This window comes from Citricoccus sp. NR2, from assembly GCF_027594385.1.
Taxonomy (GTDB): domain Bacteria; phylum Actinomycetota; class Actinomycetes; order Actinomycetales; family Micrococcaceae; genus CmP2.
Genome location: NZ_CP115154.1, coordinates 1058887 through 1083465, shown reverse-complemented (window position 1 = coordinate 1083465; position 24579 = coordinate 1058887). Strand labels below are relative to the sequence as shown.

Below are 24579 nucleotides of genomic sequence, written 5' to 3'. Positions count from 1 at the left end.
GCTTGTAGCTTGCCGCTACGCGGGCATTTTGAGATGAGTCAACGACTCGGCCTACGCGGGCATTTAGCATGAGTCAACGCGCTCTCCTCCACGCCCGCGCTTCCGGCGTAAACTAATGCCATGGGTATGACCAGCGCACTACCGCGCTCGGTGCTTCGCGAGCGTCGCAGCGCTCTGATAGAGGTGCTCAGACGCTTCCATGTCACGCGCGCCGGAGTATTCGGTTCAGCGGCACGAGGCGAGGACACTGCCGACTCTGACATCGATCTCGTGGTCGATTTCGCTCCGGGAGCGGACAAGGACTTGATCCGGTTATCCGAGCAGCTCAGCGCCGCCGCAGGCGTCCCCGTCGATGTTGTTGATGCTCAGACCGTGTATCAGCGTGCCAAAGAGACGGGAATCGGCACGACCATCCTGCGCGATACGGTGCCGCTGTGAATCCGAAGACAGCAGAACTCGTCCTCGCCCTTGAGTACGAACTACGTAAGTCTCAGGCCCTCATCAGCCGCATGGCCGACCGCACCGACGACATCGCTGCCGAAGAGTCCGTCATCATCGAGCTCGCGGCTGAGCGCATCATGGAACGAATCTTCCAAGCGACGTCGGCCTTACCTGAGCAAATACAAGAGAAGTATTTCGGGCTCGAACCGCTGCGGTTCTTACGAGGAATGAGAAATCGGCTCGCTCACAACTACTTGAGCGTCGATCTCAGGATCGTGGAAGACACGATCCAACACGACCTGCCGTTGGTTCTCGAGCGAATGGAAGACGACATCAAGAAGGCGCGAAAATTCGTCGCGACCGCTCAAGCCGAGATCAAAGACCAGAGCACATGGACACACGATCACCTCGGGGAAATCTAACGTTGGATTCACAACCATCAAGGCACTCGACTCAATGGAGCACCCGGGCCGAGCGTCCGGGCGAGGTGCAGGACCACGACGCGGTGCGGGCTATCAACATTGCCGCTTTTCCGACCCCGGATGAAGCCAACCTGGTGGATGCGCTACGTGCTGATCCGGACGCGTGGATCGAGGGCTTGTCGATGCTGAGCCTCGCCGATGACGGCACGCCGGTCGGCCACGCCCTGCTCACCCGATGCACGGTGGGCGGACAGCCTGCTCTGGCGCTGGCACCCTGCGCCGTCGATCCGGCACACCAACGTCGCGGCGCCGGAGCCGCAGCCATTCGCGCCGTCCTGGACGCCGCCCGCGACCGGGGCGAAAACCTGGTGGTGGTGCTCGGTCACGCCGACTACTACCCCCGTTTCGGGTTCGCCCCCGGCGTCTGGCCTCGGGGTAACCGCCCCCTTCGAGGTGCCCGACGAGGCGTTCATGGCGCTGGCGTTGCACCCATCGCGGCCCACGCCGCGCGGCGAGATTCGGTACCCGGAGGCCTTCGGAGACTGAGCCCGGGTACCGCGCAACGGCAGGTTCACCAGTAGCAGTGACCTAACCGGTGCCGACGAGACTAATTCATCACGTTCCTTGACCGCATCATGCTCATGGCCGAAGCGATCATGAGGAGGCCCGAGACTCCTGCAGTGGCGAGGCCGACGAGCATCGGTATTGTTTCACTAGTCCACCGGTCAACCATGAGCAGGACCACAGCACTGCTCAGGACAGATCCCAAGAGTCCGGCTGTCAGGCTAGGTGCCAAGGCAGCGCTTTGCGCTGTTGCGGGAGCCCAGCGGCCTGTCGTTCTCAGCTGCGATACACGGGCTCCAATGCGGCCGCGCTGCAAGGAGACGCCCACCCACATCAACACCAGGCCCGCTAACAGGCCACACACCACGATACCGCTGTAAGGGATCATGGCAGCGGAACCGGCAATAGATCCCAAACGCGTCACACCGAGACTCGATTGCATTTCGATCAATACGGCGCACATCAATGCGGCGCCGCTGCTCAGAACCACAGCGCCGGAGACCTGCAGCGAAATCGCCGCCGCGTCTCGAAGAATGAACCGTGCTGCGACCGTACGCGATCGAGTTGCCTTCGACGTCAAGCTAGCGGTCTTTCGCGGCATTGGATGACGGCGTCTCCAGCGGACAGTAGATGGGGCTCGGGATACAGATAACGCAACCGTGCCTGCAATCACCAAGGTCAGTGTCATTGCGACGAGTCCCAACCGGGCAAGTTGACCTCCCAGATCAACCGCCCAAATCAATCCCAGCCCACCGCACGCGGCCACGATAAACACGCCCCATACATCGGAAGCGTAGAACCAGCGGCGCTGTTCTGCAGTGGACCAGCCGACGATCCTCAATGTTTCGGAGGACGCACGACGCGCAGATACGCCCAGTCCAAACATCGCCGCCAGTGTGAGCACCAGTAGGACTAGAACGGTGACGCCGAGAACGGGTCCAGTCTCCAATATCAGGGCCTCCGCGCTCGTAGCGGCCCCGATCGTCGTGAAGTCGGTGGTCACCCAACCGAGGTCGCCCACCGTCTGAGTGTCGGCGCCCGGCTCAGCGCCAAATGCATAGTCAGGCACATGGATCTGCACCGACTGTAACGACGATCCAGCAACGATGTGGGCTTGTACGCCCAAAGATCGGAAATCTTCAGCAACATGGTTCAGACGCGCCACAGCGTCCGGACCGTACTCCGGTACGTCTGACACTACGATGCGCACCGCGGTCACTGGCTCTGTATCGCCGAAGATCCGGGCACCTTCCAGGCTGGTGAGTGCCGAAGAAGCTTGTGCCGCAAGCCCCAGCCCGTGAGAGGTGGGCTCCAAGATCGACCCTTCGTCCCCAGATTGCAATTGCACGGCGCTAGGGTCGTAGGCACCGAAAGGTACATAGGCCGCATGGTCCTCGTCGACGTCAACCAAACCAGCCTGATAGGTACCTACTTCGACTGGGGCTGCACCCATGCTATTTGCTGTTCCCAACTGCAGTCCGGGGACGGGCTCCGCCTCGCGGTAGGTTTGTTCCTGACCGATCTCTCGGCCGTCTAATTCCGCGCCTAACTGTGGAATGGGCCGTACGAAACCTTGTGGCTGGGCGGCAATACTGATCAGACGGGGATCTGGTGCGGAACCAGACCGTTCCGTGTCGACCTCATCGACGACAAGCGGACTCACTGTGGTCGTCGCCGGCTGAGTCACGAAGTACGTTTTGGGGCCAACAGATTCTCCGGGCCACGGAATTTGGAGGGAACCAGATGAAAAAGGCCGACGCTCCGCGGTGATGTCGACACGCGTCTCGCCAATCGGCTCACGACGTCCCTCAGGTTGGACGAGTTCTTCAATATTGACGTGCATCTCAAGGGGAGGATACGAATCGGGATTGCGGATGAATGCGGTCAAGGGGCTGTCCGGTCCGTATCCACCGTTGAGAGCCGCTTGCTGGTCTGCCGGACCGGCAAGAGCTTCGATGGCCCGACCGAGGTCAGAATCGGCCCCGGCGTCGCGAACCTGCCGGGCAGAGAGCCGAAGGTCTTGGGTGTATTCGGCCAACAGCGCGTCAAATTCCTCAAGTGGGGCAAGGAAATCCCCCTGTTCTCCCAGGAGGGCCCGTTCGGCGGCGGGGTCGACCGCAAACAGCGTGGACGCTGTCACTGGCAACGGCCATAAGGAGAGCAGAATCGTTTCGTCCAGGACACTCGCATCGACGGCGATGTCCCCGCCGATTCTGATCCCAACATCGGCAGCGTTTCCGACATCACCGTCGTAGTCAGTGGTATCGATGGTGAGCACGGGGCTCTCACGCTGTACGTCACGGGACCCCAGCCCATCGTCCGCTGTGACACGCCAGTCCAGTGCAAAGGTCCGTTCAGGATCATCGTCAAACAAATGAAGTGGAACCGACAGGATGGGCCATTCCATCGTATTGCCGAAACGCCCCACGAATCCGATGGGTGCGGCAATATCGACATCGGGGTGCTCTTGAATGGCGGCGACGATGTCCTGGTCTATCGATGCGGCGGTCACATTGGCAAAATTGGGGTCAACCAGCGTTCGGCCTTCAGCGTCTGTCAGAGCGACTTCAGTCGAAGACTGCTCCTCCTGGCCCAGGACCAGGATGTCGTATCCACCTCGCCATTGCTCACCGAGCGCGGCGACTGATCCAGTCGCCGCCTGCCGCTCAATCAAAGGCAGAAGCAGCATTACCGCACCGAGTAAAAGGATGAGTAGAACGCGGGCTCGTTCCCTCAAGAACCGTTGGAGTGAATTCGGGGGCCGAGTCATTGTCAAGGATCACCGATAGGAACTACTCGGTCCGCCCATTCCAGAACGTGAGCATCGTGAGAAGCGAGAAGCACTCCAGCGCCGGTCGCACCGATGAGGTCGAAGACATCCGTCACATTCTGGGCCAGCGTAGCGTCGAGACTGGCGGTCGGCTCGTCGAACACATAGAGGCTCGCCGGCGCCAGCAATGATCGCGCCAAGGCAGCACGCTGACGTTCCCCGCCCGATAGTGTGGCCGGCTTCGCCGCGAGCAAAGGGGCGATGCGCAAATCATCGACAATCCGCTCGAAACTCAGTGCACCCCCGGCAATATCTGACCGAGGCCCCTTGGTTCGGGGCGCCGCGAGTCCGATATTCTCGGCCACGGATAGTTCCCCCAGCAGGGAAGCATCCTGGTCCACATAGGACACATGACGCCTACGTAAGTCGTCCAGCCCTGATTTAGAGAGCGCGTCAAGCCTCCGCTCACCCCACTCAACGTACCCAAAATCGGGACGTTGCAAGCCGGACGCGATCCGAAGCAACGACGATTTCCCTGACCCGCTTCTTCCTCTCAGGCAAACCACTTCACCAGGTTGTACCGTGAGCGAGAAAGACTCGACAAGTGCGGCCTGCGCGGCCGCACCGTTTCTGGATTCATAGGACACTCCGACGGCGTCCAAGCGCACGATGGCGGAAGCCTGCGAGGTGTCGAGGCTTCCATTCATCGTTCAAGAATAATCAGCGCAACGGCAGGTTCACCAGGATTTAATGGCGGACATGGCGCCCAGGACTTCTGCGCCTCCCCCGTGATCCGCATACGATGGCACCATGCATGCGTTGAATCGCCCCGCCCTGCAGGACACCGACACGCGCCGTCACTACGTGCGCAGCTACCGTGCCGTCATCTTCGACATGGACGGGGTCGTCACGGACACGGCCCAGATCCACGCGCTGGCGTGGAAGGAGCTGTTCGACGACGCCCTGCCGAAAGTCGGTGCCCTGCCCGCGAACGTGGAGGCGACGACGGCGAACCCGGACCGGCTCCGCCAGTTCGACCTGGAGCTGGACTACCTGCACTACGTGGACGGCAAGCCCCGAGAAGACGGGGTGCGCTCCTTCTTCGCCTCCCGTGGGCTCGAGGTCCCGGAAGCGGACGAGGCGGAGGCATCGGGCGCAGACCACCAGCTCACCGTGGACGCCCTCGCCGAGCGCAAACAAGCCTTTTTCGAGACCGTGCTGGAGCGCGACGGCGTCGCAGTGTTCCCGGAGACACTCGCCCTGCTCGACGAGCTGCGCGCCCAGGAGATCCCCACCGCGCTGGTCACCTCCTCCCGCAACTCGTCCGCCGTGCTCACCGCGGGCGGGGTGCAGGACTACTTCGACGTCATCGTGGACGGCAACACCGCCCTCGAGCACGGGATCCCGGGTAAGCCGGCGCCGCAGATGTTCCTCACCGCCGCCGCCCAGCTGGAGGTGGAGCCCCAGGACGCCATCGTGCTGGAGGACGCCGTGTCCGGGGTGCAGGCCTCGCGTGCGGGTGACTTCGGTTTGGTCGTGGGCGTGGATCGGGCGAACGACCGGCAACGACTTCTCGACGCCGGGGCTGACGTCGTCGTCGCCAATATCTCGGTACTGCACCTGCACCGGCGGGTGACGAAACCGTTCGATGCGAACTGGGTGTTGCGCTACGACGACTTCGACCCCACCCAGGAGGGCACACGCGAGGCGCTGTGCACGCTGGCCAACGGCTACTGGGGCACTCGCGGTTCGATTCCGGGCACCGTGGCGGGCGACGTGCACTACCCGGGCACGTATCTGGCCGGGGTGTTCAACCGACTCACTTCCTCGGTGCAGGGCCGCGAGGTGGAGACCGAGCACATGGTCAACACCGCCGACTGGACCGTGATGACCGTGACGCCCACCGACGGCGCCCCGCTGCTGCCGACCTCGGCCGAGCTGCTGGAGTACCGCCAGGACCTGGACCTGCGACGCGGGCTGCTGACGCGCACGGCCCGGTACCGTGACCTGCATGACCGCGTTACCCGGGTGACCACCCGGCAGTTCCAGTCGATGGCTGGGCACCACTTGGCCGCCCTGGAGCTGACGGTGGAGGCCGAGAACTGGTCGGGAGATGTCACGGTGCGGTCAGTGATCGACGGGCGGGTGGCCAACCAGAACGTTGCTGACGATCGGCAGCTGGCCGCCGTGCACCTGGCCACGGTGGGCTCCCGCGAACTCGACGGACACACCGTGCTGCTGGAGACCGAGACCAACCAGTCCGAGGTGCGCATCGCCACCGCCACCCGCACCCGGGTATTCTCGCCGGAACCCGGCCAGCCGGAGCCGATCCGCCGGCCCGTGGAGGACTCCGATTCGGTGGTTGGTCACGACATCTCCGTGCACCTGGAGCAGGGCAGTCCGGTGCGCATCGAAAAGGTCGTCGCCGTCGCCACCTCGCGCGATCACGCCGCCTCCACGGTGTGGCACAACGCCGCCAAGCGGGTCGCCCGAGCCGGTTCGTTCCGCACCCTGTTGACCTTCCACGATGAGGCCTGGGGCATCAACTGGCAGCGTTTCGCCGTCGAGCTCGACCAGCCCGCCGACGGCACGCCGAACCCGCAGCTCTCCCGGGCGCAGCTGGCCCTGAACCTGCACACCTTCCACGTGCTGCAGACCTCGTTCGGCTCCCGCCGTGAGCTCGACGCTGGGCTCGGCGCCCGCGGCCTGCACGGGGAGGGCTACCGCGGGCACATCTTCTGGGACGAGATGTACATGTACCCGATGCTCACCCTGCGTCGGCCCTCGCTCACCCGCGGCTTGCTGATGTACCGGTTCCGCCGCCTCGGCGAGGCCCGCGAGATGGCGCGCCAGGAGGGTTATGCCGGGGCCATGTTCCCGTGGCAGTCCGGGTCCGATGGGCGCGAGGAGACCCCCACCGAGCTGTGGAATCCGCGCTCCCAGATGTGGATGCCCGACAACTCGCACAACCAGCGCCACGTCTCCCTGGCGGTGGCCTACTCGGTGCTGCGCTACTTCGAGGCCTCGCACGATGAGGCGTTCATGTCGGACTACGGCGCCGAAATGCTGGTGGAAATCTGCCGGTTCTTCGCCTCCATGGCGTTCTTCAACGAGGAATCCGGGCGCTGGGAGATCCACGGGGTGATGGGCCCGGACGAGTACCACGACGGCTACCCGGAGACCCCCGGCTCCGGACTGCGCAATAATGCCTACACCAACGTGCTGACGTCCTGGATGCTCACCCAGACAGCTGAGCTACTGCGCTGGATGGACGGCCGTGGCGACCCGCTCTCCGAATGGCTCGACGTCTTCTCCGATGAGCTCGACCAGTGGGATCGCATTGCCTCCGGGCTGAAGATCGCCTTCATCGACCACCCTACGGATCACGGCGTCGATCATATTATGAGCCAGTTCGAGGGATACGAAGACCTCCTCGAGTTCGATTGGGACGCCTACCGGGCACGCTACGGCAACATCGGACGGCTGGACCTGATTCTGCAGGCCGAGGGCGATGCGACCAACCGGTACAAGCTGTCGAAGCAGGCAGATACCCTGATGCTCACCTACCTGTTCTCCGCGCAGGAGCTCACGGAGATTCTCGAGAACATGGGATACTCCTTCGACGCCGAGGACTTCAACGCCACCGTCGAGTACTACCTGGCGCGCACCTCGCACGGCTCGACTCTCTCCCGCCTCGTGCACGGATGGGTGTCGTCGTGGGGCGACCCGGAGAAGTCCTGGGAGCTGTTCACTGAAGCGTTGGAATCGGATCTCTCCGACATTCAGGGCGGCACCACCCGTGAGGGCATTCACCTCGGCCTGATGGCAGGCACCGTGGATATGGTGATCCGCTGCTACGCCGGGGTTGAAACCCGCGACGAGGTGCTACGCATCAACCCGGTGCTGCCGGAGGCGCTTCCCGGAGTGAGCTTCGCTCTGCGTTTCCACCGTCAACCCGTGGAAGTGCACATCACCCACGACGAGGTGCGCGTGCACCTGCGCGAAGGCTCCTCGGCACCGATCAATCTGATGGTGGAGGGCCGCGAGAAGCTGATGAGCCCCGGCGAGGACTGGACGGTGCCGCTGCTGCACGCCGCGAACCAGAAGAAGCGCAAGACCGGCAATTCCATTACCGATGGCGAGGGGGCACGATGACCGCGGAGACCGAGCGCCAGGCGCTCCTGACACGACTGTTCCGCTCGCCGGTGTGGGGCGCACCCATGGCTGGCGGCCCGTCCTCGGTGGAACTGGCGGCCACCCTGGCCGCTGAGGGTGCCACCGCCCTGCTGGCCGGGGGCATGCGCGCCTGCCAACAGCTGATCGAGGACTACCGTGCCGCCAGTACCGGTGCGGAGTCAGCGCTCGCCGCGGCGGGTAGTGAGATCGCACCGGGCGTGATCGGGGTGAACCTCTTTGTGCCGGAGCCTGCCAACACGGCGATTCCGGAACAGCGCCGAGCTGCAGATTCGGAGGAGCGCCGGGAACGTGCCGCCGCGGTGGCTGCCTACCGGGAGACGCTGCTCTCGGATGCGGAGGCCGCCGAGGTCGAGTTACCGGCAGCTACCGACCTCAATCCGGACGATACGGACGGCTGGGACGAGAAGCTTGACGCCGCCGTCGCCGAGCGCTGGCCCCTGGTCACCTTCACTTTCGGCCTGCCCGCACCAGAGGTTTTCGACCGGCTCCGCGAGGCAGGTATTCTCACCGGCGTCACCGTTACTTCCCCGGCGGAAGCCGCAGCCGCGGTGCGCCACGGCGCCGATCTGCTGACGCTGCAGGGACCAAACGCCGGCGGACACCGATCGGTGCATGATCCGCAGGCTGATCCCGGACAGACCCCGCTGCTGGATCTGTTGGCCGAGGTCCGCTTCGTCGTCGGCCCCGATGTTCCGCTCATCGCTGCCGGCGGCATCATGAACAGCGGACAGGTCGCGGAGTCGCTGAAGCTCGGAGCTGCCGCTGTGCAGTGCGGTACCGCGTTCCTGCGTGCCCCTGAAGCGGGGACGAACCCCACCCACCGGCTGGCCCTGGAGCAGGCGTCGGCGCGGATGAACCTCACCCGCACCTCCCTCACCCGCGCTTACTCGGGGCGCTGGGCCCGCGGCATCGAGAACAGGTTCCAGCGGGATCACCGGGACGCTCCGGCCGCCTACCCGGAGATCAACCAGCTGACCGCTCCCCTGCGTGCAGCGGCTCAGCGCCGCGACGACGTTGAAGCGATCAGCCTCTGGGCGGGCGTCGGTGTGGCCAAGGCCGAGGCGAAGCCGGCGACAGAGATCCTGCGCAAACTGACAGAAAACCTTATATCTGAGTAGATATAAGGCTTCTCGCTGGGAGCGTTTAGTCGAGGGCCACTTCAATTTTGGGCGACGTCCAGAGCGGGCTGAGCCGTGCCACCACCGCGCACAAGAAGAACGTGATCGCCACAGCCCACATGGTCTCCGCTAACCCCAGCAATGACCCCAGCGCCCCAAAAAGCAGCGCGCCCACAGGGATAATCCCCCAGGTAATGAACTGGCTCACGGATCCCAGTCGGCCAAGCATCTCCGGAGGGCAGATCGCTTGGCGGGCAGCCCCGGTAATCACTGAGACCATGGCAATTCCAGCACCCAACGCCGCTGTCCCCAGCCCGTAGAGCACCACGCCAAAGATACCGTGTGCCAGAGCGGAGAGTGGAACGAGGAGCCCGACGATCGGAGCGAGAAGCAAAGACGTCCGCCACACGGCACCGCTCCCGAATCGATCACTGAGCCGCGACACCGCCAGCGCCCCCACCAACCCTCCGATACCGCCGACAGTAAAAGCGATGCCGATGAGGCCTTCTTCGACCCTTAGGATGTCCACGAGGAACGGCACGGCAATCGCGAACTGACCTGCCATCGCGACATTCCAGAGCACGTTTGTCGCCAGAATGGTCCGGAACGTTGGATGGCCCAGCGTGTACACGATTCCTGCTTTGAGCTCGCCCCAGAAAGTGGACGCATTCTCGGTCTGGATCGGCTGGCGCACAGTCTCACGCGTCGATTGGATCAAGAGCGCCGAGGCGAGTGACACGACCGCTTCCACGAAAATGGCGACCGGTGCTTTGATCGCCTGAATGATGAATCCTGCAATAGCCTGTCCCGCCGTGTCTGTCGCGGTTTCCACGACGGAGAGACGACTATTCGCATGAACCAAATGCTCCTTAGGCACCAAGGATGGCAAGTACGCCGTGTTCGCTGTCATGGTGAAAACGGAAATGAGCCCCGTACCGAAAGCTACAACAAAGAGCTGTATCAAGGTCAAGGCGGAAGTGAACCACGCCAACGGAATGGAGATCAGGAGTACTGCGCGGAGCACACCCCCGAGCACCAGGACTCGCTTGCGCGACCAACGATCCACGAGAACCCCAGCAGGGAGGCCAATGAGGAGCCAGGAAATCTGTTCAACCGCAATCAGTGCAGCGACGATGAATGCGCTGCTGTCGAGAACCGTGTAGGCGATAACCGGCATCGCGATCATGCTGATCACATCGCCGAAGGTCGTGAGCCCCGTGGCCGTGAGATATCGCCCGAATGCATATTTCTGCTTTGCTGACATCAACGAGCGCCTATCCGTCACACCGTTTTCCTTGCATAAGAAAACTCGTTGCGCTCCATTACCATCAGCGCTCGCACGTATGGGTCGCCAATCGGGCGCACGTGCGGTCCGAGCACGTAGTTGCTTGTAATTGCACCCATGATTTCAATCATCGCGGCAGTGCCAGCTTCGCGCCCTGGGCACATACCCCTCCCCCTGCCGAACGGAATGAAAAACTTAGATCTCTCCAAATTTCGATCCCTAAAGCGGTCTGGATTGAAGTCATTTTCAGCGACGTAAGCCTGAGAGCTTCGATGAATCACAGAAGTGGCAATAATAACTTCTTGACCCGCCTTTACGCGAAATTCACCGAGGCGGTGGTCCTTAACGGCCACGCGAACAAGTCGCCATGAAGTCGGGAAAAGGCGCAGCGTCTCCATGATCTCGGCACGCCCAATCGACCCTTGGCAGGTTGCCCCCCGCTGCGTAAGAGCCAGTATCGTCTCAAGCGCCGTGCCCGGAAAAGCGAGAATTGACTGAGTAATACGAAGAAACAACTCGCCCACTTCCTCAGGCTTTAGCGGGTAATCGAAGCTCGAGATTATGCCGATAAGATCATTGCGACTCTCGCCGATCATGGAAATTCTCTCCCCAAGCCGGCGATGCTGTCTTTCACGGAATCCTGAGGGTGCCTGACCCCACTTTCCTCGAACGTCTCTCCGTATCGTTCTAAAACGAACAAATCTATCGATTGTCGAATCAATGATGGGATCGCCTGGCCCAGTCAAGCACGCCCTAAAAAGCTCCCGCATTGCAAGAACGCCCCATTCTTGCGTTCGGGCAACGCCAAACTCTCCCCATGAACGAAGGATTGCCTGACTGGCATCATCCCGACGGTTGTTCACAAGGGAAACGAGCTGACCAGTCAGCCACCGTCGCTCGTCGAAAGGGAGCGGAGCGTGCTCCCGGGTGCGAAAGAACGCTGACTCCTCTGCATAGAACTCTGGCCTAGTGAGCACTTGATGCGCAAGTTCTCCATCTAGCACAAGCAAAGGACCACTCCTGAGCTCTAAAACGCTACGGCCACGAGACTCCAGTTTGCTCCAGCTCTCAGGATGCTGAAATAGATTAATTGATCGCAAAATAGTCTCCGCACGTAGCTGGGGCCCGCTACCTGATGGCAACGGGCCCCAACAAATCAAATCAAATACCGTACTTTTTTGAGTACTTAAGTTTAGTCACTCGACGTTCACTCATCTCCATGAAAAAATCACGCAATGCAACCATAGTAAAGTTTCCTTAGGTTGAATTGATCATTCGTTTACTCCGGAGTTCTGTCTAGTTTGTTGCACTTCGGTGGCAATGTCAAGCATCAGATCTAACTTTTTTATGTCGGTTCCTAAGCCATGCCAAGTTGAGGTGAACACCGTCCGTCATTGGCCATCGCGACTCACCAAGACAACTCAGCGTGCAAAGAATCAGCTTTGCGGTCGACTTTGATCGAGCGTAAGGCATCGGCGCGGATGAACCTCACTCGCACCTCCCTCACCCGCGCTTTCTCGGGGCGCTGGGCCCGCGGCATCGAGAACCGTTTCCAGCGCGACCACCAAGATGCGCCCGCCGCGTACCCGGAGATCAACCAGCTCACCACGCCCCTGCGGGCTGCCGCCCAACGGCGCGACGACACCGCAGCCACCAACCTGTGGGCCGACGTCGGGGTAGCGAAGGCCGCAGCGAAGCCCGCCGCGGAGGTCCTGCGCGATCTAACGGAAACACTTATATCTGGGAAAAATAAGGGTTATTGCCGCCGGTCCGGGTGGGCAGGCTGGTTAAACAGCCAGACCCCCAGATCCACGGGTGGTGGGGAGGTCTGCACTGTCAACACTAGACTTCGCGAACGATCACATCAACAGCCAGGCGAGGAGGGCTGCGCCGCCGGCGAGTCCCCAACTGGCCAGGGAACCGACCAAGAATTCCTCCGCCTTAGTGCCCGAGGCGACAGTGCCTGCGGCCTCGTCCTCGCGCCTCTCCTCGGCGCGCTTGGCCTCTGCTGAAATCTCGGGAAAGCGGACAATCCCCTTGGCCGCCATCAGCGCTGCCACCACATGGTAGGCACCCACCAACGCCAGCACCGTAATGAAAATCCGCTCGAGCGGACCGATCACACGCCCACCCTTGAGGGTACTGGCTGGCACCGATCCCCCGGCCGCGCCAGCGACACTGCGCCCGGAAAGTTCCAGGATGGCGCGGGTGATCCTGTTACCGGTCTGGGTCAGGAAGAGCACCACCGCCAGCCAGAGCAGCGCCGTCGGCGGCTGGACCTCGAGCAGCTCCAGGTCCAGCCACGCGCCACCGGCGAGCACCGCCACCAGGGCGACCGCCCACCACGACTGCATTTCCACGTGCGGGCCACTCTCCATGCGCGGGGCCACGGACCACCATCCCGCCGCTACCACGGCGCCGGCTAACCCTGCCCACCAGATCGGGGAAAACCAGAGCAGCCCCATCACGGTGAGGATGAGCCACCAGGCGGCCTGGACGAACACCCCGGCGCGTCGCGGCAGTCGGGGCTCGAGAAGGCGGAGCAGATCGGTCACCGCGACCGCCAGCAGGGTCATCACGCTCAGCATGGGAAGTCCTCTCGGTCGGCGTCCAGCAGGGCCATGGCTCCGGAACGATGCAGCGATTGGGAGACCGCCGCCTGGGAGATACCTTCGGCCCGAGCCGCCTCCTGTTGAGTGTCGCCGACCAGCAGGGCAGCGAAGAGGCGGCGCTCCCGCGCCTTCATGCGACCGAGAACGTGATCGCGCAGCGTCAGCATCTGTGCCACGCTCCCGGTGAGCACGGGATCCTCGGCCCGGAAGCCGGTCAGGATCTCATCGCGCTTACCCTGGCGCGATTCGGCATCGTCCAAAGCGGCGCGGGCATGCAGCCAGGCGGAACCGTCTTGAATGGGCGAGCCCTGATGTTCGCCGTCATCGATTCCTGTGGAGATCTCATTAATGACGCCGAGGCCGATACCGAAGCGCAGTCGAACCGAGTCCGGCAACAGCGCCTGCACGCGCAGGGTCAACTGCAGGGCGCTGCGAGCGTCGGAGGCGATCACCTGGAACTCATCGCCCACGGTGGCCCAGGCAGAGCGGAGCGCCGACACGGATTCTTCGGCGCGAGCGAAGGCCTCCATGATGTCGCGCTGGGCGGCGCGTCGGTCGGCGAGCGCACGGGAGGCCACGATATCCGCGATGATCCCGGCGACAGGGTGATCAGGCTGGGGCGAGCTCATGACACCACAATAACACTTATAAAGAGATGATTATAAGTTTTTGTGTCAGGATTCGGAGGTGACCAGCGGTCGGAACGATTCGATGCGCTGCAGCCGCACCACCACGACGGCCTGCGGCGGAGTCTTGCCTCGTTCCGCGCGCAGGCGTGCTGCCTCCTCGAACACCTCGCCGTCGTCATGCACGACCGGGGCACCCAGGAGGCGGTAGCCATTGCGCTGCTCGCGGTCCACCACGGCGACTTCCACGAGGGAGCCCGCGCGAATATTCGCTAGTGTCTGCCCGTCCTGGGTGTCGTGGAACCACAGCTCATTCTCGCCCCACACGTTCAGGGATCCCTTGGGTGCGACGTGCGGGGTGCGCTCATCGGTGACGGTGGCAACGAAGGCGAGCTGCGCGTCGAGCATCTGCTTCATGTGGTCGGTGAGCACGGGTTCGGTGATGTTGGTGGTCATCTCAGTACTCCTCGTGGACGTCGGGATCCTGGCCCCAGAGGCGGCCCTGTTCCAGGTGGTCGATGCGGATCATCTGCTCGCCGGACAGCTCGAAGCCCAGGCTGAGGTTGTCGCGTTGGCGCTCCGGGCTCGACGACGCCGGCAACGGGATCACACCGTGCTGGAGGTGCCAGCGCAGCACCACCTGTCCCGGGGTGACCCCGTGCTCGCGGGCGATCTCGTTAAGCACTGCATCATCGCGCAGCTCGGAGGCCCGTCCCAGCGGGCTCCACGCCTGGGTGACGATGCCGTGCTGGTCGTGCACGGCGCGCAGCTGCTCCTGCACGAAGTAGGGGTGCATCTCGATCTGGTTGACGGCGGGCATCACGCCGGTCTCCTCGTGAAGGCGACGCAAGTGCTCGGCGGTGAAATTGGAGACGCCGATACTGCGGATCAGCCCTTCCTCGCGCATCTCGATGAGTGCACGCCAGGTGTCGACGTAAAGGTCGAGTCGCGGCAGCGGCCAGTGGATGATTGCCAGATCGACGTAGTCGAATCGCAGGTTCTCGAGAGAGACGCGCAGGGATTCTCGGGCGCCGTGGTAGCCGTGGAAGCGGCCCGGGACCTTGGTGGTGACGAGGATGTCCTCGCGGCTCAGGCCGGAGGCACGCACCGCCTGGCCGACTTCGGCCTCGTTGCCGTAGCTCAACGCGGTGTCGAGCAGGCGGTATCCCTGAGTGATCGCACTGCGCAGGGAGCGCACCATGATGCCACGCTCGTTCTTGTTGTCGCCGCGAACGAGGGTGCCGAAGCCGATACCCGGCAGAGTGGTGCCGTCGTTGAGGGTGTGCGTCGGGATAGACGGGGCGGTCTGGTGTGCTTGGTCGCTCATACTGACGAGCCTATCGCCCCAGAACCCTCCTGCGGGAGGACGCCCGCGCGCACGCGTCCGGCTTAGAGTGGAGGGGTGAACCCGTTGCGCGCCATGGATCAGTTCTCGGCCCGTCACCCTGTCCTGGTGGACGGCTGTGTGGCCGGGCTGCTCTGGTTGGTTTTGGGCCCCGTCTTCACCCTGGGCTACGCGGGGTCCGCACTCGATGCGGCTTGGATGCTCGTACTGTCGCTGGCTCAAGCGTTGCCCTGGGCCGTGCGTCGCGTGCGACCGGTGGCGTCGGCGTCGATCACCGTGGGCGCGTTCCTGCTCCAGCTATTTACCGGGCCGCCGCTGATCGGCACCATTTTCTTCGCGCCCCTGACCGTGCACAATCTGGCGGTGCGTGCCCCGCGCTGGGCCTCCCGACTCGGACTGATCGTCGCGCTGGGCGGCGCGGTGGCCTACGGATTCCGCTTCGGCTACGTACCCTTCAGCACCACCGGTTTCGACGGAGTGCCTACGGTAATGTCGCCGGGCGGGCTGCTTGCCTTCATCATCGTCACTCTGCTGTGCGGGGCGGTGGTGACCGCTGCCTGGGCGTTCGGTGACCTGGCCCGCACCCGCCGTCTGGCCCTGCAACAGACCGCCGACCGCGCCCGGCAACTCGAAATCGAGGCCGCCCAGGAGCGCGAGCTCGCCGCCGCCGACGAGCGCAACCACATCGCCCGCGAGATGCACGACATCGTGGCCCATTCGCTGCAGGTGATCATCTCCCAGGCCGACGGCGGGCGCTACGCGGGTGCCGCCAACCCGCAGGTCGCCGTCGACACCCTGGAGACCATCGGCACCGCCTCGCGTGACGCGCTGGCCGAGATGCGCCGGCTGCTCGGGGTGCTGCGCGGCCCGGAGCAGGCCGAGCACCGGCCCCAGCCCACGCTGGCGGACCTGCCCGAGCTCATCGAGACGGTGCGGCTGACGGGTATGTCCATCGACGTCGCTTCCGAGGGCGAGGCGCGCGGTGCGCTGGCTGCTGGCGGCGAGCTGGTGGCCTATCGGGTGGTGCAGGAGGCGCTCACCAACGCAGCCCGGCACGCCGGACCCCGCACCCAGGTGCAGGTGGAGATCACCTGGACCGCACAGGGCATTCACCTGCGCATCGACGACGACGGTCGGGGTGCCGCCGCCCAGCGCGGAGACACCACCGGTGCCGGACAGGGGCTGCTCGGCATGCGCGAGCGAGTCGGCCTGTACGGGGGCGAGGTGTCCGCCGGGCCGCGCCCCGGTGGCGGGTTCCGCGTGGACGCGACCATCCCCTACCAAGAGACCTGACCGGACCTGACCGTGAGAACTGAGGACCGCACATGACCGCATCCCCGAGCATCCGCATCGCCCTGGTGGACGACCAGCACCTGATTCGCTCCGGCATGGCGATGCTGATCAGCTCCCAGCCCGATCTCGAGGTGGTGGCCCAGTCCGACAACGGGCAGGCCGCGCTCGACTCTCCCGAGGTGCGTGGGGCAGACATCGTGCTGATGGACATCCGCATGCCCGTGCTGGACGGCATCGCCGCCACTCGGGCACTGCTCGGCGGCAATGGATCGGCCAGCGTCGAGGACGGGCACACCCCGCGCGTCGTCGTGCTCACCACGTTCGATCTCGACGAGTACGCCCTCGATGCCATTGACGCCGGGGCCTCCGGGTTCCTGCTCAAAGATGCCCCGCCGGAAGAGCTGCTCGCCGGGATCCGGGCCGTGCACCGCGGCGACGCCGTCATCGCCCCCTCCACCACCCGGCGGTTGCTGGACCATCTAGCGCCGACCCTGCAGCCGGCCACCCCCACCACCCCGGAGGATGACGCCCGGTTGGCCGCCGTCGGTAGCCTCACCCCGCGCGAAAACGAGGTGCTGGTGCTGATGAGCGCCGGATTGTCCAACCAGGAGATCGCCGCGCAACTGTTCGTCTCCGAAACCACGGTGAAGACCCATGTCGGCCGGGTGCTGCATAAGCTCGGCGCCCGCGACCGGGTGCAAGCCGTCGTCACCGCCTACCGCACCGGCGTGGCCGCTCCGTGAGACGATGAACGCATGACCCACCCCACCCGTCGTCCTTCCCCGGCCACGCTGGGGCTCGTGATCCTGCTCGTCGTCGGCGGGCTCGTCCTTGCCACCGCGCTCGGCCTGAATTTCCTCACGCACGAGCTCAACCTGGTGCTGCTGGCGATCGGCATCGTGCTCATCGCGGCGGCGATCGTCGGGCTGATGCTCAAGGAAATGCGGCCGTGACGAACCGCCCTCTGGCCCGGGCTCGGCTGGTCGCCCAGGGCATCGTTGCGGGTTCCGGGATGGGATCCGGCACGACTCCCGGTTCGACGTCGCGCAATCCCACCCCGCACGAGGTCGCCCGCGCCTTCGCCGCCCTGCAGGGCCAGGACCTGCCCGGGGTGCTCTCCTCGATCGCCCTGCGCGCTGGCACCTCCGCCCAGACCGTCGTCGACGCGTTCAACCGGGGCGAGATCGTGCGCGCCTACCCCATGCGCGGCACCGTGTTCGCCCTGGCCGCCGAGGACGCGCTCTGGATCTCCCAGCTCTGCAACGCCGCCCCCGTGCGCGCCGCCATCAACCGCCGCGGCCAGCTCGGCCTCGAGAACCACCACGTGGCCACGGCCGCCGAGGTGCTGGAACGCACCATCACCGAGGCGCCGACCCCGGGGGTGCCCCGCTCCCAGGTCCTCGCCGCCTGGAACGCCGCGGGCATCGCCACCGACGGCGGGCGCGGCTATCACCTGCTGGTGCACTTCATCTCCACGGGCCACGCCGTCTACGGCACCCTGTCCACCGACGGCCACCGCGACCACGACGTCATGCTCGGCGCCCAGTGGCTTCCCGCCGGTTCCAACTTGGCCTCCCGGTTCAACGACGACGAGGTCGCCGCCACCGCCGAGCTGTTGCACCGTTACGTGCTCACCCGCGGACCGCTCACCCTGCGCGACGCCGCCTGGTGGACCAAGCTGCCCCTGCGCCTACTCCGCCCAGCCGCCGAGCAGATGTTGGCCGAGCACGACGATGTGGAGATCGGCACCTGGACCAATGCCGGGCCAACCTCGGCTGCTTCTGCCCACCGCGTCGACGAGCCCCAGTACTGGCGGGTTGGCCTACCCGAGGAGGTCGCTGCCGTCGGACGCCGCGTGGACGCACCCCTGTTGCTGCCCGCCTTCGACGAGGTGATCCTGGGCTACCCCGACCGAATGTACATCGTTCCGGAAGCCCACCACGAGGCCCTGGTGCCCGGTAACAACGGGGTGTTCCGCTCCGCCGCCGTGGCCGGAGCCCAGGTGATCGGCTTCTGGAAGCGTGGTCCTTCCGCCGCCTCCGGGGTGCGCCGCTTCGTCCACGAACCGTTCGGCACCGTCTCGGCCTCCCGCGCCGCCCAGCTCGAATCCCGCTACGCCGCCTTCCCGTTCCCGGGCTGACCCGCCCCACCACACCCGTACAGCGCCCCGACGCCGAATTTCAGACAGCGACTAGCCCTCCGGGCCTCGAATCTGTCTGAAACAGGGCGGCTCGGTATCCGGCACTGACCGGCCACCCTTCGGGGCCGGGTTACTCTTGGGCGAAGGCGGAGCGGATGCGTTCGACAGCGCCGAAACGTCGTCGTGGGACATCTCCTGGCGCGCACCCACCAGCTTGTAGGAGCGGCAGCGCAACCACAGGGAGTGAATCGAATCCACCAGCACCGGGTTATCCGGCGCACGGCATACACATTGAGCAGCTCGACGGCGGTGCTCAGAACGCCAGCACCATCACCAATCCGTAGATCACCATCGAGACCAGTACCAGCGGGATGAGCCGCGAGAGCAGTCGTCCGCGGGATACCTCGGGGCCGGGGGTGTCCGGGCGCTGGTACGGGGAGGCCAGCCGATACGCCAGCTCCAGGCGAGCCGGGCTCGCAATAATGGCCCAGTTCGCCGCCGAGTTCTGCATCGCCATCGACCACAGCGGGCTCACCCCCAGCTCGGCGCCCGCCGCCACCTGGGTTGCGCCCATCATGGCGTTCGCGCCGGTGCCAGAGGCGGTGATGTACCCGGAGAGCCCGGCCACGAACGGCATCAGGAACAGATAGATGTGCCCCAGCACGGCCAGGGATTCCGCCAGCACCGCAGCCAGTCCGCCGCCGGCCACTATCACGCCGAGCAAAACGTACAGCGCGGTGGGGATGGACACCTGCCACCACATCAGCCCGGCCTCGCGCGGCAGCCGCCGCAGGTCTCGGCGCTCGATCGGCAGGAACGTGAGCGAAGACAGCGCGGCTAGGGTCGACCACAGGGCCGGAGAGGAGATGATCTCGCCGAACACGCCCAGCTCGAGGTTGCGGTAGAGCATCTGCCCGGAGATCGTGCCCAACAGCAGCGCCACGTATGGAATGAGGGATCGACCCGGCCCCGGGGTGAGCCGCCCGCGGCGGATGATCAACAACCAGATCACGGCCACCAGCAGGGTCGCCGTTGCGCCTGCCACCGCGGCACCGAGCAGGAAGTTCGCCGTCAACACCAGCGCCCACAGCAGAATCCCGGAGCCGAGCCCGGTGGCGCACCATCCCAGGAATTCCTTCCAGGTGGCTTTCGTTGAGGTAGCGTCGTGGGCGGCGTGGCCCGCGATCACCGCCGCGGCAACTCCGGAAGCAACGAAGGCAATCACGTTGAACACGCCCGACGCCAGGCCCAGGTCGTTCATCGATACCCCGGCGATACTGGCACCGAGCAGCGTGCCCGGCCCCATGGATCCCCAGGGCCCGATCATCAGACCCACCAGGGTGAGCAGGGCCGCCCGGTAGGGCGAGAATCCGAACGACAACAGCAGGGGCAACCCGATGAGCACGGAGACACCGAACCCGGTGACCGTCTCGAGGAACGGCACGACCCCGTGCGCCATCAACAGCGCCGAAGCCACGGTTGGTCCACCCGCAGCCAACCATCCGGCCAGCTTGCGCTGCGCGCCGGTTCGGTCCATCACCCTGGAGAGCAGCACACCGCCGCCAATGATGGCAAGCACTTTCACCAGTGTCCAGAAGGAGCCGTTCCAGGCCTCCACCAGGTCGCCGCCCGGGGCGTGGAAATAGAAGACGGCGATCAGCGCGGCACTGATGGTGCCCAGCAGTGGCGGGATGGCCGCCGAGATGCGCGGCAGCGGCAACAGGCCCAGCGTGATCAGAATAGGCAGCACCGCCATAAACACTGACACGCTGCTGCTCCTTTAAACGACGCGATAAGAATCCGATGGATCTTCCAGGGGGACGACGTAACCGTCGTCCGATCAGCATAGTCCCGCGGTCAAGCGTACTCCGTCAGGTGTCGCTTCTCCGAGATCGGCCGAAGCGCTGACGTCCCGATCTCCAGAGGCCTGCCAGCCATAAGAAACCCGCTGCGGACATCCCCGCCTTCTTCGATCACCCCGGCACCAGCAACCGCCCCACCGAAGCAATCAACGGACGCCTCGAACACCTCCACGTACCAACGCACAAGGGGAAGCCGCCCAGGCCTTCAAGAAGCTGCGGCCCCAAGACCTTGAAGTCGCACGCTTGGTAGCCCTCGGGATGACAAATGCCCAGATCGCGGGCGGGGTCATCCTCTGGGAGGACTCTGAGAGTGGTTCGTCCACCTGAAAGGAACCTGGAAACCCACCTTCAGGACGATGTGCGCAGTGGTGCCGACGCGACACGATGGAACCATGAATCCAACGACTGCCCCCGCACCCACCGCGTCCGCCGTCTCCGCGCGGAACCTCATCAAGACCTACGGCACCGGCGACACCGAAGTCCATGCGCTGAAGAACGTCTCCATCGACTTCGCCGTCGGCGCGTTCACCGCCATCATGGGTCCATCTGGATCCGGCAAGTCCACCCTGATGCACACCCTCGCCGGGCTCGACACGGTCGATTCCGGCGAGATCGTCGTCGGCAATCAGACCATCACCGGAATGAGCGACAACCAGCTCACCAAGCTGCGCCGACAGCGCATCGGCTTCATCTTCCAATCCTTCAACCTCGTACCCACCCTGACCGCCCACCAGAACTTCGTGCTACCTCTCGAGCTGGCCGGCACCCGCCCGGACGAAGCCTGGCTGAAGGAGATCGTCGGGATCCTCGGACTCGGCGACCGCCTCAGCCACAAACCCCACCAGCTCTCCGGCGGCCAGCAGCAGCGTGTGGCGGTGGCCCGTGCCCTGCTCACCCGCCCGGATGTGGTCTTCGCCGATGAGCCCACCGGCGCCCTCGACTCCGCCACCGGCGCTGAAGTGCTCTCCCTGTTGCGCCGCTCGGCCCGCGAAATGGGTCAAACCATCATCATGGTCACCCACGACCCCAACGCCGCCTCCTACGCCGACCGGGTGGTGCTGCTCGACGACGGCGCGCTGCACGGCGAGCTGCTCGACCCCACCCCCCAGACCGTGCTGAACGCCCTGTCCCAGTTGGGGGTGGCCTGACATGTTGAAACTAGCCCTGTCCCAACTCCGCGCCGCGCCGCGCCGCTATGTGTCGGTGCTGCTGGCGATCCTGATCGGCGTCACCTTCCTGGCCTCGGCCATGCTGGTCGGCTCCTCCTCCAACGCCACGCTCCGAGACTCGCTCGGCTCCACCTATTCCCGAGCCGACCTGGTGGTCGTCCCCTCCCAGAACGACTTCGAGGCCAGCGACGCGCTCGGCCGTCTCGCCGGCCCGCCCGCCACCAGCGAGACGGTGACCGACGAGAACGGTGATCCCGTCAGCGATCTCGGCGCACTTCAGGACGTCGACGGCGTCGCCGAAGCCCACCCTTCCGTGGCAGCCGGCGCCGGGCTGACCCTGCCGCAGAACATCGTGGACTCCGGCCAGGAAGGCACCTACACCTCGACCTCCGACTTCGCGATGGTCGCCCCGGTGCCGCAGAATTCCGCCATGATCCCTGAGTCCCTGGCCGAGGGTGACTACCCCGCTGTCGATTCGAATGACGAGATCACGATCGACGCCGCCACCGCCGAACGCCTGAAACTCAGCGTCGGCGACCAGACCACTCTGCAGTTGCCGGCCTTCGCCGAAGACACCGTCGAGGAGTCCTCCCAGGGGCTGGCGGTGACCGTTGTGGGCATCACGGAGCGATCCTCCAACCCCTTCTCGATTGGCGCCGCCCAGCTGTACTCGGGCACCGACTTGTTCTCCTCGCTCAATCTGCAGCCGTTCCCCGGTGAGGAAGCGCCCATGGAGTACAGCACCACCGCGGACTACGTGCTGATCGACGTCGCCGACGGGGCCAGCCCGGCCACCGTGGCCGCCGCGGTGCAGGACCGACTCGACCAGGCCGGCGTGAACGCCACCGTAGACACCCCGGATGCCGCCGCCCAGGCACAAGTCGCCGACCTGGCCGGCTCCAACGTGTTCGTCTACATTCTGGCCGGCTTCGCCATCATCGCCCTGATCGTCACCATGCTGGTCATCTCCAACACCTTCTCCGTGCTGGTTGCCCAGCGCACCCGCCAGCTCGCCCTGCAGCGCGTGCTCGGTGCCACCCGCGCCCAAGTGCGCGGCGCGGTGCTCACCGAAGCCCTGCTCGTGGGGCTCGTCGGGTCCGTGCTCGGTGTGGCCCTGGCCACCGGCCTGGTGGCCGGGCTGGTCGCCATCGGTCGCAGCTTCGAGGACATGGCCGCGATTACCTTCGCCATCGACCCAGTGTCCCTGGGCATCGTGATCCTCATCGGCATCGTGATGACCGTGATCGCCTCGCTCGTCCCCGCAGCCCGCGCCACCCGGGTCTCCCCGCTGGCCGCGATGCGCCCCGTGGACGACGCCACCGTCGGCTCCCGCGCCGGCATCTTCCGCCTGGTGGTGGGCGGGCTGCTCACCCTGGCCGGCGTTGGACTGCTGGTGCTGGGTGCGGCCCAGGGCGAGTTGCTCATCGCCGTTGGCGGTGGCGCCCTGTCCTTCATCGGTCTGCTGATGCTGGCGGTGCTCTTCGTTCCGGGTGCGGTGTACTCGGTGGGCGGACTGGTCCGCGCCACGGGTGTACCGGGCCGCATGGCCCAGCTGAACTCGGTGCGCAACCGCTCCCGGACCACCGCCACAGCCACTGCGCTGCTGGTCGGCACCACGCTGGTCGCGATGATGCTCACCGGCGGCAAGATCGCCCAGGATCAGGCAGACTCGGTGCTAGGCGCTAACTACCCGGTGGACCTCTACGCCCAGCTCAACCCGGAGAATGTTTCCGGTCTCGACGACGCCGAGCAGGTTGCGGAGCAGATCGCGGCAGTGGAGCATGTCGAGGGCGCCCTGGCCCTGCCCCAGGTCGCCACCCTGAAGGACGGTATCTCGGTGTTCGCCATCGATCCCGACGACGCCGACACCTTCGCCGCCTCACTGCCCGCCGCCGACCGTGAGGCGCTGCGTGAGACCGGAACCCTGGTCGCTCCGAGCTGGGTTGCTGAGAACCTCGGCAACACCGTCACGGTCCCCGGTGCGTCGGGGGCCGAAACCGAGGTAACCACCCACGGCACCGAAGCCTCCTCCCTGGACGCGCTAGTCTCCCTGGAGACGGCCGAGCAACTGGGGCTGAATCCCCAGGACGGTATCAAGGACGGGATTTCACTGCTGTGGATCAACGTGAGCGATGACCTGAATATGGACTCGCTCAACGAGCTGATCGCTGACATCGGCCAGGCCGCGGACATCACTCCGGAGAGCATCTCCGGTCCGGTGGCCGAGCGCATCCTGTACACCCAGATCATCGACATGATGCTGCTGATCGTCACAGCGCTGCTGGCGGTCTCGGTGCTCATCGCGCTGATCGGCGTGGCCAACACCCTGTCGCTGTCCACGATCGAGCGGACCCGCGAGAACTCGCTGATGCGGGCGCTGGGGCTCACCAAGCAGGGACTGCGCGGCATGCTCGCCATGGAGGCCGTGCTGGTCTCCGGAGTGGCCGCGCTGATCGGCTCCGTGCTCGGTGTGGTCTACGGCTGGTTCGGCGCGCAGACCGTGTTCGGCGAGCTTCGCGTGGACTCCGGGCTCACCCAACTGGTCCCGGTCTCCGTGCCGTGGCTGAACCTGCTGGCCATCCTCGCCGTCGCCGTGCTCGCCGGCCTGCTGGCTTCGGTGGCTCCGGCCCGGCGTGCGGTGAAACTACAACCGGTCGAAGGACTCGCCGTGGAGTAAGCGAATACCCAAACACCTCAAGAAATACGACGGCGGGGTCGCCGAGCATCCCAGCTCG

At 65.0% G+C, this 24579-nt stretch carries 20 protein-coding genes and 1 pseudogene; 12 read left to right on the top strand and 9 right to left on the bottom strand.

The features are described from left to right. Window positions 1-120: 120 nt before the first annotated feature. The 3 genes from O1A05_RS05050 to O1A05_RS05040 are packed head-to-tail and all read left to right on the top strand — an operon-like array spanning window position 121 to window position 1444. On the top strand, window positions 121-438 hold the full coding sequence (locus tag O1A05_RS05050) for a nucleotidyltransferase family protein (protein WP_270106969.1): 318 nt from the start codon (window positions 121-123) through the stop codon (window positions 436-438). After that, window positions 435-863 carry a HepT-like ribonuclease domain-containing protein gene (locus O1A05_RS05045; protein WP_270106968.1) on the top strand — a complete coding sequence of 143 codons (429 nt, stop codon included), beginning with the start codon at window positions 435-437 and terminating at the stop codon, window positions 861-863. Before O1A05_RS05050 ends, O1A05_RS05045 begins: the two co-directional genes overlap by 4 nt. 2 nt (window positions 864-865) lie before the next feature. Continuing rightward, a complete protein-coding gene (locus O1A05_RS05040) occupies window positions 866-1444 on the top strand; it encodes a GNAT family N-acetyltransferase (RefSeq protein WP_270106967.1) in 579 nt (192 codons plus the stop codon). A 26-nt stretch (window positions 1445-1470) separates the two neighbouring features. Here the strand turns inward: O1A05_RS05040 and O1A05_RS05035 are convergent, their stop codons facing one another. Together O1A05_RS05035 and O1A05_RS05030 are read right to left on the bottom strand one after the other, a co-directional pair. Next, complete coding sequence (locus O1A05_RS05035; protein WP_270106966.1) at window positions 1471-4116, bottom strand: hypothetical protein; 2646 nt, start codon at window positions 4114-4116, stop codon at window positions 1471-1473. A gap of 83 nt (window positions 4117-4199) precedes the next feature. Beyond that, window positions 4200-4904: an ABC transporter ATP-binding protein gene (locus tag O1A05_RS05030; protein ID WP_270106965.1), complete on the bottom strand. Its 705-nt coding sequence runs from the start codon at window positions 4902-4904 to the stop codon at window positions 4200-4202. Between the two features lie 103 nt (window positions 4905-5007). Between O1A05_RS05030 and O1A05_RS05025 the strand changes: the two genes are divergently transcribed. Both O1A05_RS05025 and O1A05_RS05020 read left to right on the top strand, forming a co-directional pair. Beyond that, window positions 5008-8352 (top strand): beta-phosphoglucomutase family hydrolase, encoded by a 3345-nt coding sequence (locus tag O1A05_RS05025; protein ID WP_270106964.1) that lies wholly within the window; start codon window positions 5008-5010, stop codon window positions 8350-8352. Continuing rightward, a complete protein-coding gene (locus O1A05_RS05020; protein ID WP_270106963.1) occupies window positions 8349-9512 on the top strand; it encodes an NAD(P)H-dependent flavin oxidoreductase in 1164 nt (387 codons plus the stop codon). The genes O1A05_RS05025 and O1A05_RS05020 overlap by 4 nt, the downstream gene beginning before the upstream one ends. Before the next feature lie 25 nt (window positions 9513-9537). On the opposite strand, the gene O1A05_RS05015 is transcribed toward O1A05_RS05020, so the two are convergent. Together O1A05_RS05015 and O1A05_RS05010 are read right to left on the bottom strand one after the other, a co-directional pair. Then, window positions 9538-10776 carry an MFS transporter gene (locus O1A05_RS05015; protein WP_270106962.1) on the bottom strand — a complete coding sequence of 413 codons (1239 nt, stop codon included), beginning with the start codon at window positions 10774-10776 and terminating at the stop codon, window positions 9538-9540. 17 nt (window positions 10777-10793) lie between these two features. Further along, on the bottom strand, window positions 10794-11393 hold the full coding sequence (locus O1A05_RS05010) for a cytochrome P450 (protein WP_270106961.1): 600 nt from the start codon (window positions 11391-11393) through the stop codon (window positions 10794-10796). 885 nt (window positions 11394-12278) lie between these two features. On the opposite strand from O1A05_RS05010, the pseudogene O1A05_RS05005 reads away from it, so the two are divergent. Next, window positions 12279-12467 (top strand): annotated as a pseudogene (locus tag O1A05_RS05005) (nitronate monooxygenase); the annotation flags it as partial. A 189-nt stretch (window positions 12468-12656) separates the two neighbouring features. On the opposite strand, the gene O1A05_RS05000 reads toward O1A05_RS05005, so the two are convergent. From O1A05_RS05000 to O1A05_RS04985, 4 genes are read right to left on the bottom strand one after another with little or no spacing between them, the layout of a single operon-like run. Next, a complete protein-coding gene (locus tag O1A05_RS05000; protein ID WP_270106960.1) occupies window positions 12657-13385 on the bottom strand; it encodes a hypothetical protein in 729 nt (242 codons plus the stop codon). Next, window positions 13379-14038: a SatD family protein gene (locus O1A05_RS04995; protein WP_270106959.1), complete on the bottom strand. Its 660-nt coding sequence runs from the start codon at window positions 14036-14038 to the stop codon at window positions 13379-13381. The genes O1A05_RS05000 and O1A05_RS04995 overlap by 7 nt, the downstream gene beginning before the upstream one ends. 45 nt (window positions 14039-14083) lie before the next feature. Further along, the gene (locus O1A05_RS04990) at window positions 14084-14491 is read right to left on the bottom strand and encodes a pyridoxamine 5'-phosphate oxidase family protein (protein ID WP_270106958.1); all 408 of its coding nucleotides are present in this window, start codon (window positions 14489-14491) and stop codon (window positions 14084-14086) included. Between the two features lies 1 nt (window position 14492). Continuing rightward, window positions 14493-15362: an aldo/keto reductase gene (locus O1A05_RS04985; protein WP_270106957.1), complete on the bottom strand. Its 870-nt coding sequence runs from the start codon at window positions 15360-15362 to the stop codon at window positions 14493-14495. A gap of 75 nt (window positions 15363-15437) precedes the next feature. Here O1A05_RS04985 and O1A05_RS04980 point away from each other — a divergent pair, with 75 nt between their 5' ends. From O1A05_RS04980 to O1A05_RS04965, 4 genes are read left to right on the top strand one after another with little or no spacing between them, the layout of a single operon-like run. Continuing rightward, a complete protein-coding gene (locus O1A05_RS04980) occupies window positions 15438-16673 on the top strand; it encodes a sensor histidine kinase (protein WP_270106956.1) in 1236 nt (411 codons plus the stop codon). A 32-nt stretch (window positions 16674-16705) separates the two neighbouring features. Then, on the top strand, window positions 16706-17416 hold the full coding sequence (locus O1A05_RS04975; RefSeq protein ID WP_270106955.1) for a LuxR C-terminal-related transcriptional regulator: 711 nt from the start codon (window positions 16706-16708) through the stop codon (window positions 17414-17416). Window positions 17417-17428: 12 nt separating this feature from the next. Continuing rightward, on the top strand, window positions 17429-17626 hold the full coding sequence (locus tag O1A05_RS04970) for a hypothetical protein (RefSeq protein WP_270106954.1): 198 nt from the start codon (window positions 17429-17431) through the stop codon (window positions 17624-17626). Further along, a complete protein-coding gene (locus O1A05_RS04965) occupies window positions 17623-18813 on the top strand; it encodes a winged helix DNA-binding domain-containing protein (RefSeq protein ID WP_270106953.1) in 1191 nt (396 codons plus the stop codon). The genes O1A05_RS04970 and O1A05_RS04965 overlap by 4 nt, the downstream gene beginning before the upstream one ends. Before the next feature lie 313 nt (window positions 18814-19126). Here the strand turns inward: O1A05_RS04965 and O1A05_RS04960 are convergent, their stop codons facing one another. Then, window positions 19127-20581 carry an L-lactate permease gene (locus tag O1A05_RS04960; RefSeq protein WP_270106952.1) on the bottom strand — a complete coding sequence of 485 codons (1455 nt, stop codon included), beginning with the start codon at window positions 20579-20581 and terminating at the stop codon, window positions 19127-19129. A 486-nt stretch (window positions 20582-21067) separates the two neighbouring features. Here O1A05_RS04960 and O1A05_RS04955 point away from each other — a divergent pair, with 486 nt between their 5' ends. Next, window positions 21068-21823: an ABC transporter ATP-binding protein gene (locus tag O1A05_RS04955; RefSeq protein ID WP_270106951.1), complete on the top strand. Its 756-nt coding sequence runs from the start codon at window positions 21068-21070 to the stop codon at window positions 21821-21823. Between the two features lies 1 nt (window position 21824). Continuing rightward, on the top strand, window positions 21825-24521 hold the full coding sequence (locus O1A05_RS04950) for an ABC transporter permease (RefSeq protein ID WP_270106950.1): 2697 nt from the start codon (window positions 21825-21827) through the stop codon (window positions 24519-24521). The last annotated feature ends 58 nt before the right edge of the window (window positions 24522-24579 follow it).